The 8,768-nt window shown below is 66.5% G+C and carries 9 protein-coding genes; 4 read left to right on the forward strand and 5 right to left on the reverse strand.

Annotated elements, in window-relative coordinates; all coding sequences use genetic code 11:
* The coding region (locus tag KGM94_RS20700) for an alpha/beta hydrolase (RefSeq protein WP_300263560.1) at positions 1–917 on the reverse strand (917 nt) is incomplete at its 3' end.
* Positions 918–1,062: 145 nt separating this feature from the next.
* Between KGM94_RS20700 and KGM94_RS20705 the strand changes: the two genes are divergently transcribed.
* Positions 1,063–1,950: a branched-chain amino acid aminotransferase gene (locus KGM94_RS20705; protein WP_300263562.1), complete on the forward strand. Its 888-nt coding sequence runs from the start codon at positions 1,063–1,065 to the stop codon at positions 1,948–1,950.
* A gap of 106 nt (positions 1,951–2,056) precedes the next feature.
* Here KGM94_RS20705 and KGM94_RS20710 read toward each other — a convergent pair whose 3' ends face one another.
* From KGM94_RS20710 to KGM94_RS20725, 4 genes are all read right to left on the reverse strand, one after another.
* Positions 2,057–2,674, reverse strand: coding sequence for a class I SAM-dependent methyltransferase (locus KGM94_RS20710; protein WP_300263564.1), 618 nt, complete (start codon positions 2,672–2,674; stop codon positions 2,057–2,059).
* 65 nt (positions 2,675–2,739) lie between these two features.
* Positions 2,740–3,612 carry an acyl-CoA acyltransferase gene (locus KGM94_RS20715; RefSeq protein ID WP_300263566.1) on the reverse strand — a complete coding sequence of 291 codons (873 nt, stop codon included), beginning with the start codon at positions 3,610–3,612 and terminating at the stop codon, positions 2,740–2,742.
* Between the two features lie 34 nt (positions 3,613–3,646).
* Complete coding sequence (locus KGM94_RS20720; RefSeq protein WP_300263569.1) at positions 3,647–4,627, reverse strand: amino acid--[acyl-carrier-protein] ligase; 981 nt, start codon at positions 4,625–4,627, stop codon at positions 3,647–3,649.
* A gap of 30 nt (positions 4,628–4,657) precedes the next feature.
* Positions 4,658–5,878, reverse strand: a complete 1,221-nt coding sequence (locus KGM94_RS20725; RefSeq protein ID WP_300263570.1) for an acyl-CoA dehydrogenase family protein — start codon at positions 5,876–5,878, stop codon at positions 4,658–4,660.
* 353 nt (positions 5,879–6,231) lie between these two features.
* On the opposite strand from KGM94_RS20725, the gene KGM94_RS20730 reads away from it, so the two are divergent.
* From KGM94_RS20730 to mtnA, 3 genes are all read left to right on the forward strand, one after another.
* Positions 6,232–6,504, forward strand: coding sequence for a phosphopantetheine-binding protein (locus tag KGM94_RS20730; protein ID WP_300263576.1), 273 nt, complete (start codon positions 6,232–6,234; stop codon positions 6,502–6,504).
* A 123-nt stretch (positions 6,505–6,627) separates the two neighbouring features.
* Entirely contained in the window at positions 6,628–7,503 is an 876-nt protein-coding gene (locus KGM94_RS20735; protein ID WP_300263572.1) for an S-methyl-5'-thioadenosine phosphorylase, read from the forward strand.
* Positions 7,504–7,521: 18 nt separating this feature from the next.
* Positions 7,522–8,625, forward strand: coding sequence for an S-methyl-5-thioribose-1-phosphate isomerase (gene mtnA, locus KGM94_RS20740; RefSeq protein ID WP_300263575.1), 1,104 nt, complete (start codon positions 7,522–7,524; stop codon positions 8,623–8,625).
* The last annotated feature ends 143 nt before the right edge of the window (positions 8,626–8,768 follow it).

An 8,768-nucleotide genomic window follows, 5' to 3' on the forward strand; every position in this document is an offset into this window, starting at 1 on the left:
CGGACCTGCTCACCGATCTGTGAAATCACGAGCTGCGCCTGCGGCAGGATCGCACCCATGGCGTGGAAATTGTGGACCATGCCGTCGTGGCAGACGTGCTCGACGGTGACGCCGGCGGCGAGCAGCTTGCGCGCATAGGCATTGCCCTCGTCGCGCATCGGATCGAATTCGGCGGTGTGGATGATGGCCGGCGGCAGTCCGGCGAGCCGGCTCGTGCGCAGCGGCGAGATGCGCGGGTCGGCGGCATCGACGCCTTCAGGCAGATAGTCGGCAAGATCGGCCTCGATGGTGACGCGGTCGATCAGGTGATTTTCGGCGAATGCCTCACGCGAGGGCGAGATCGCTTCGAAATCCAGCACCGGACAGATCAGGCATTGCGCGACGATCGAGAGCCCGGCGTTTCGTGCCGCCTCCTGACAGACCACGGCAGCCAGGGTCGCCCCGGCGGAATCGCCGCCGACCACGAGCCGATCGGCGTCGATGCCCAGGGTATCCGCCTCTCGCGCGACCCACTCGGTCGCAGCGATGGCGTCGTCCACGGCGGAGGGGAACCTGTGCTCCGGTGCGAGCCGGTAGTCGACCGAGACGAGGCGGCAGCCGGTTGCATGCGCGAGCGCGGCCGCGATCCGGTCATGGGTCTGGATGCTGCCCGCGACTAGCCCGCCGCCATGAAAGAACACGAATCCCGGCGCCTGCGCCTCGGTGCCCGCGGGCGCATAGAGCCGGTAGGCCAGCGCTCCGCCGGGGCCGGGCAGGGTGCCGTCGGACGTCGCCACATCAGGCGCCTCGGCGCGCGCGAATTGCATCAGTTTCGCCAGCGACTGCCGCCGTGCCTCGACGCTCGGGCGAATCCGCCCGCCGGGCGCAGCCGCGGCCATCATGGTCAACAAACGCTTAGCGAGCGGATCGAGCGGCATATCGGCTCCATGCAACGAGCGGGATTATACCCAAATCCTGAATCGAACCAGTACCCCCCTTGCGCGCCGCGTGCGCAGCAAATCCTTTAGAAGTTGAGACAATAGTGGCGGCGAATTACGGCATCACGCCCAGGGGAGGCCGGCCATGGCCGAGATCGCAAAGCCCGTCGACTATTCGCCGAGCTGGACTTTCTTCGAAGGCCGATGGCAGGCGGGCAACGTACCGATCATGGGGCCGCGCACGCACGGCGCCTGGCTCGGCTCGGTCGTGTTCGACGGCGCGCGCGCCTTCGAAGGCGTGGCGCCCGACCTCGACCGTCACTGCGCCCGCGCCAACCAGTCCGCGATCAATTTCGGGCTGAAGCCGGTGGTCGACACCGACACCTGGCTGTCGCTGGCGCGCGAAGGCATCGCGCGCTTTGCGGCAAACGCCGAGCTCTACATCCGCCCGATGTACTGGGCGCAGAACGGCTTTGGCGGCGGCGTGCTGTTCGACCCCGACACCACCAACTGGTGCCTGTGCATCTACGAAGCGCCGATGCCGAAGCCGGTTGGCAATGCGATCACGCTGTCGCCGTTCCGCAGGCCGACCGCCGAATGCGCGCCGGTCGACGCCAAGGCGGCCTGCCTCTATCCCAACAATTCGCGCGCGCTGATGGAGGCGGCCTCGCGCGGCTTCCAGAATTGCCTGATGCTCGACATGCTCGGCAACGTCGCGGAGTTCGGCAATTCCAACGTGTTCATGGCCAGGGACGGCGTCGTCTATACGCCGGTGCCGAACGGCACGTTCCTCAACGGCATCACGCGGCAGCGCGCGAACGCGCTGTTGCGCGGGGCGGGCGTCACCGTGGTCGAGAAGACGCTGCGCTACGCCGATTTCCTCGCCGCGGACGAGATATTCTCCACTGGTAACTTCGCCAAGGTCGCCCCCGTCATCCGTATCGACGACCGCGAGCTGAAGCCCGGACCGTTCTTCACCAGGGCGCGCAAGCTCTACTGGGACTTTGCGCACGCGGTGAAACTCGCGGCGTAAGCCTCACGCGCCGTCATTGCGAGGAATGAAGCGACGAAGCAATCCAAAGTCTTTCCGCGGAAAGATTCTGGATTGCTTCGCTGCGCTCGCAATGACGATGCCTCGGTCAGCCGCGCCGCCAGAACCGGCTGAACTGAAACGCCTGCGTCGAGTTCCAGGGCGTGTGATGGATCTCCGCGCGCGTAGTGACGAGCTCGAACACCGGCCCGAGCTCCGCCGCGAGACTTTTGCCGTCATAGCGCTGCACCGGCAGGCCACTGCATTTCTCCGGGCCATTCAGCGCAAAGGTGCCGATGATGACGGCGCCGCCGGGGTGCACGGCCGTCTCCAGGCGCTGGCGATAGGCCGCCCGGTCGCGCGGATCGGTGAGGAAATGAAACGCCGCGCGGTCGTGCCATACATCGTACGATCTCGCCGGCCGCCACGTCGTGACGTCGGCCACGATCCAGTCGACCTTTGCGGCCGCCGCGCCAATGCGCGCCTTCGCTGCGTCGAGCGCATTGGCCGAAAGATCCAGCACCGCGATCGACCGGTATCCATCGCCGAGCAGGCGATCCACCAGCCGCGAGGCGCCGCCGCCGATATCGACGATGGCGGCGTCATGATTGGGATTGGCTTCCCGGATCAGGTCGAGCGAGATCGCCGGGCTGTCCTGAAACCAGCTCACCTCGTTCTCGCCCTTGGTGGCGTAGACGTTTTCCCAATGCGCGCTGCGCTCGGACATGGTTTGCACTCCGCTTTGCGCGCGACTCTATCACCAATGGGGCCGGGTTGCAGGCCTCGAGGCCATCACGGCCCGTAAAGCACGAGCTCGGTGTCGGTGAGATCGGTCGGCCTAGGCCGGTGCGGGCCCTTGAAATATTTGCGGCCGCGCCGCTCGGTGTAGAGGCCGACAAGACCGGAGATGCGGCCGTTGCCATCGACGATCACGGAGATCATGCCGTAACGAAGCAGCAGCCTGCCGATGTGGCCGGCGCAGGCGGCGTAGTCGGCGACGTCGCGGCAGTAGATCAGCCGCATCGCCGGCAATGCGATGCGGCCGCGCCGCATGCGGGCCGACTGCAGGACGAAGGGGAACACGCCCTGCAGCGTGCGGCAGACGAGGCTGAGGCAGCCGTAGCGCGCATGCCGTTTCAGCAGCTCGGTCTCGGCCGCGTCGAGACCCCCGATCTCTCCGGCGTCCGCCGCAACGGTCTCGATCGTCGTGCCGCGTGGCGCGCGCGACAGCAGCGGCAGTGAAAAGAACAGGCCGCGACCATAGGACTGGAAGCCCTGCATCTCCACCAGAGGCCAGGTCCGGCTCGCCGGGCTGATATTGAGATAGGTCACTTCCTCGTGCCGCTGCGCGATCCTGGTCAGGAGCGGCGCGTAGCTGCGGAAGGCGGGCTCGACATACCAGCTCGACAGGTTGCACCGGACGGCGGTCTCGTCGCCGTTTCGTCGCATCGTGTAGAGCAGCAGCAGCACGCCGACCGGCGCGCCATCATTGTCGAGCATGTAGCCGAAGCGCGGATAGCCCTCCGGCACGGCGCGCTGTGCCTGCCGGCGCAGGCCCCCGATCCAATAGGCATGCGAGCGGCCGAAGCCACGCGTCAGCAGGTCCGCAATCGCCTCGGCGTCGGACTCCCTGATCTCGCGGCATCGAACCATGGTCTGCGCCATGTTGGTCGCCCGTGGACGTGAAGGCCGGTTCGGCCTAGCGCCAGCCCTCGACATGGATGTCGGTCGCGACGTGCGGGGCAAGGCCCAGGATATCGCGCACTCTTGCGGGCCAGGCGGACAGGTCGGTGCCGTGGGTGTGGAACATCGCAACCGCGAGGCGGTCCATGCCGAAGGCGACGCAGCCGGTATGGGCGGGCTCGCCGCCGGCGTCCTGGATGCCCCAGGTGGTGCCGAAATGCTCGCGGTGATAGTTGAAGCTCATGCAGGCGGTCGGCTGCTCTTCCGAGCGCAGCGGAATGAGGAGCTCGAACTTGAGCTGCTGCTGCTTCTGGCTCACCGCCTTCATCTGGCCGACGCGGCCGAAGAAGGGGTCGCTGGCATAGTCGACGCGGAAGGTCAGGCCGAGGTCGCGCGCGATCGCTTGCGCGCGCACCATCCAGCGCTCGCGAAAGGCCGCGACGTCGTCGGGATTGCCGATGCAGACATATTCGCGCATCCGGAACGACTGCAGCCGGTCGAGATGACGCGACGGCTCGCGGCGGAAGCAGTCGGCGGCGACGTCGAAGCGCAGGCCGCCCTTGGGCAACCGGCCGCGGCTCGCCGCGATCGGATAGACGGGATAGCAGGCTGCCGGCGACAGCACGAGATCGGCCGGCGACAGCGACGTGGTCCAGTCGCCGCCGGCGTCGAAGCGGCTCACCGCGGCGTTGATCTCGCGTTCGCTGCCGTGCAGGCCGCAGACGCAGCCGAGCAGGTTGGGAAAGCTCTTGAGATAGCCCGACTTCTCGAGCTGGGTGCGGCTCATCACCGGCGGAAAGCGCATCACCTCGGTGTCCGGCTCGCGATGCCGGGTGATCAGCGCAGCGAGCCGCTCCACGACGTCCTCATAGAGCGCGGTGCGGGCATAGACGCCGTCGGCGCCCATGCGGTGGAACAGCGTGTCGGCGAGATGGTCGAGCGGATCGACGGCCTCCGGCGCGGTGCCGGGCGAGGTGGGAAGGACGGCTACGTTCATGGGTCGGCTTCCTGTGATCGGCTGGTGTTCTTATTGGTCGCGGAGGCTCGCCGGCACGCCGCTCATCAGCGTCGAGGTCGCGGCGTTGGCGAGGATGCGGTCGTTGTTGATCATGATCGGAGAGGAAAGGACGTCGCGCAGATGACGGCCCATGGTGAACTCGCCGTCGTTGCGATATCCGGACAGGCCGGTTGCGCGCATCGCATGCATCACGGTCTCGACGGCGAGCTCGGAGGCCTGCACCTTCAGAAGTGTGATCGAGGACTGGAAGTCGAGCGAACCGAGCGCCCGCTCGTCGTGCTCGGCATGGGCGAAGAGGTCCATGTTGGCGGCAATGACGGCACGAAGTTTCGCCAGCGAGATCTTGGCCTGGGTGAAATGCGCCGCGGCCGGCGGCATCTGTCCGCCGGAAGCGCGCGCCGCCTTGCGGATGAACGCCTGCGCGCGCTCGACGGCCGCGGCCGCGATACCGGCCCAGGCCGACGACCAGGTCAGATGCGCGAACGGCGTCATGGTCTGGGCGTGGATCTTGTCATAGGATTCCGGGAAGATGCGGTCGTCGGGGCAATCGACCTTCAGCTCGAAGCCGACCGAGCAGGTGCCGCGCATGCCGAGCGTTTCCCAGCCCAGCGTCCGCTTCAGCGAATAGTCGTCCTTGGCGAGCGCCAGCAGCACCTGGTCGGAGGAGGCCGCGTCGTTGGCGCGGCGAGCGATGGTGACGAGACCGTCGGCTTCGGCTCCGTAGGAGATGACGGTGGCGTCGCGGGAGAGCGAGATCATGTCGCCGGCATGCCCGACCGCCGCGGCGCTCGAGCGGATGTTGCCGCCGTTCTGGCCTTCGGTGGTGGAGGAGGCGACGAGCCATTGGTCGCGGCCGACCCGGCGCATCATGGTTTCCATCCAGGGAATGCCGTGGCCGTGCCGGACGATGCAGGCGACCTTGGTCTGGTGCATCGCGTAGATCATCGCCGTGGAGGCGCAGGCGCGACCCAGCGTGTAGCAGACGTCGGTGATGTCGTAGATCGACGCGCCGAGGCCGCCGAACTCGACCGGGATCATGGCGCCGAGCAGCTTCTGCTCGCGCGCGGCGTCGAAGGCCTTCCTGGGGAAGCACGCGTCGCGATCGACCGTCTCGGCTTCGGAAGCGGCGGCCGCGGCCATCCTGGCCGTGCGCTCGGCCAGCGAGGGACCGCAGTCGGGCAGGATCGCCTGGGCATCGACGGGTTGAAGGGTCGCTTCGCGCAGGTTCATGATGGTCCGCCTCCGTTTCGTCGTTCGAGATCGAGCGGCATCGCAATCGACGCCGATGATCATCCGACCCTGTTTGCTTGGCTGCGGAGGCTAGGGATTTAATTCAAATTCGTCGATCAAATAGAGGGTGAACGAAGTCCAATTCCGAACGAACAGTTAAATTCCGGTTTGCGGCCGTCTGCAGATTCTCGACATCGCGTTAGAGATTCGGAGGAGGCGTTAATTCTAATCAACGTGAGTCATCGCTTCCTGACGAAGGTCGAGCTATGGTGCCGCAGATTTCAGGATCGGCTTGACGATCTAGCGCCGTCACCCGGCGCGGACGGGCCTCGGAACCATGCGGGATGTTTCAGATGCAGGCGCTCGACATCGACGTTCAGGATCGTATCGTCAGGCTGGTGAAGAACATCCTCGAACAGAACTCGCTCGAGGCGGACGTGCAGCCGGCCGCGCGCCTCGTCGACATCGGCCTGACCTCGATGGACATGGTCAATCTCATGCTGGGCGTGGAAGCCGAGTTCGACTTCACCATCCCGCAAGGCGAGATCACGCCGGAGAATTTTCAGTCGGTCGAAACGCTGCAGCGCATGGTCCTCGGCCAGTTGCGTCCGGTGCGGGCGGCTTAATCGACGATCCGGCTGTCACAGCAATGACGTCGATCGGGGTCCCGAGATCCCCGTTCCCATCCTCCCGCAAAACTGGCATAGCTTGCCCCCGGCACCGCGCATCGCGGACGGGATGGGACAGGCATGACGCAGGCGGTACTGGGCATCATCGGCGGTTCCGGCATCTACGATCTGCCGGGCCTTCAGGACGCTCACGAAGAGGTCATCAGGAGTCCCTGGGGTGAGCCTTCGGCGCCACTCCGGCGCGGCACGATCACCGGGCTGCCGATCGTGTTCCTGCCGCGGCACGACAGGGGACACCGGCTGTCGCCATCCGACATCAACTATCGCGCCAATATCGACGTGCTGAAGCGCGCCGGCGTCACCGACCTCGTGTCGCTCTCGGCCTGCGGCTCTTTCAAGGAGGAGCTTCCGCCCGGCACCTTCGTCCTCGTCGACCAGTTCGTCGACCGCACCTACAAGCGCGAGAGTTCGTTCTTCGGCAGGGGCTGCGTCGCCCACGTCTCGATGGCACATCCGGTGTCGCCGCGGCTGCGCATCCACCTCGCCGCGGCTGCCGAGGCGGAAGGCATCGCGATCGCGCGCAGCGGCACCTATGTCTGCATGGAGGGGCCGCAATTCTCCACCTATGCGGAGAGCATCACCTACAAGACGTCAGGCCATTCCGTGATCGGCATGACCAACATGCCCGAGGCAAAACTCGCCCGTGAAGCGGAGATCTGCTACGCCACGGTCGCCATGGTGACGGATTTCGATTGCTGGCATCCCGATCACGATGCCGTCACCGTCCAGGACATCATCCGCGTGCTGACCTCGAACGCCGACCGGGCGAAGGCGCTGGTGGCCCGGCTGGCAAGAGACTTTCCCCGTGAGCATGAGCCGTGCCCGATCGGCTCCGATCGCGCGCTCGATACCGCGCTGATCACCGCGCCGGAGGCGCGCGATCCCGAGCTCCTGAAGAAGCTCGATGCGGTGGCAGGGCGCGTGCTGCGGGCGTGACCGGAGAGGCGAAGCGCGATGAAGGTCGACGGCCGGCACTATCGCAGTATCTGGCTCGAGCCCGATGGCCGCTCGGTCGGGGCCATCGATCAGCGCAGATTGCCGCATGAGTTTGTCGTCGCGAAATTGACGTCCTGCGAAGAGGCGGCGGATGCGATCCGCACCATGCTGGTGCGCGGCGCGCCGCTGATCGGCGCCACCGCGGCCTTCGGCGTGGCGCTCGCGATGCGCGAGGACGCCTCCGATGCCGGACTCGATCGCGCCTACCGGACGCTGGTCGTGGCGCGTCCGACCGCGATCAATCTGAAATGGGCACTCGAGGAGATGCGTACGACGCTTGCGCCGCTCAGCCGCTTCGAACGGACCGAAGCCGCCTATGCGCGTGCCGACGAAATCGCCGAGCAGGACGTCGCGATCAACCAAGGCATTGCCCGCAACGGCCTGCCGCTGATCGAAGGCGTCGCCGCGCGCAGGAAACCGGGCGAGCCGGTCAACGTGCTGACCCATTGCAATGCCGGCTGGCTCGCGACCGTCGACTGGGGAACGGCGACGGCGCCGATCTATCTCGCGCACGAGCGCGGCATCAAGGTCCATGTCTGGGTCGACGAGACCCGGCCGCGCAACCAGGGCGCCTCGCTCACCGCCTGGGAGCTCGGCCATCACGGCGTGCCGCACACGATAATCCCCGACAATACCGGCGGGCACCTGATGCAGCACGGCATGGTCGATCTCGCCATCGTCGGCACCGACCGCGTCGCCGCCAATGGCGACGTCTGCAACAAGATCGGCACTTATCTGAAGGCGCTGGCCGCGCACGACAACGACGTGCCGTTCTATGTCGCGCTGCCGTCGCCGACGATCGATTTTGCGATCGATGACGGCATCAGGGACATCCCGATCGAGCAGCGCGCCGCCGCCGAGGTCACCGACATGACCGGCCGCACCGCCGACGGCCGGCTGGAGACGGTACGGATCGTGCCCGAGGGCTCGCCGGTTGCGAACTACGGATTTGACGTCACGCCCGCCCGCCTCGTCACCGGGCTGATCACCGAACGCGGCGTGCTGAAGCCGGATCGCGCGTCGCTCGCAGCCGCGTTTCCGGAGCGGATCGCAGCGGAGTGAGGGGACGTTCTGATTGCCAAGTTCGTCGCTTCGCTCCTAGGAAGAAAGTGGGTGGGTACCGGTCTAAACTCAGTCAGAGTGGCTCACCCATTTTCATCTAAGGCGGGTCGGCCCCTCGGGCCGGTCGGAACTCGCAATGACGA

This window comes from Bradyrhizobium sp. (assembly GCF_028868675.1).
GTDB lineage: Bacteria > Pseudomonadota > Alphaproteobacteria > Rhizobiales > Xanthobacteraceae > Bradyrhizobium.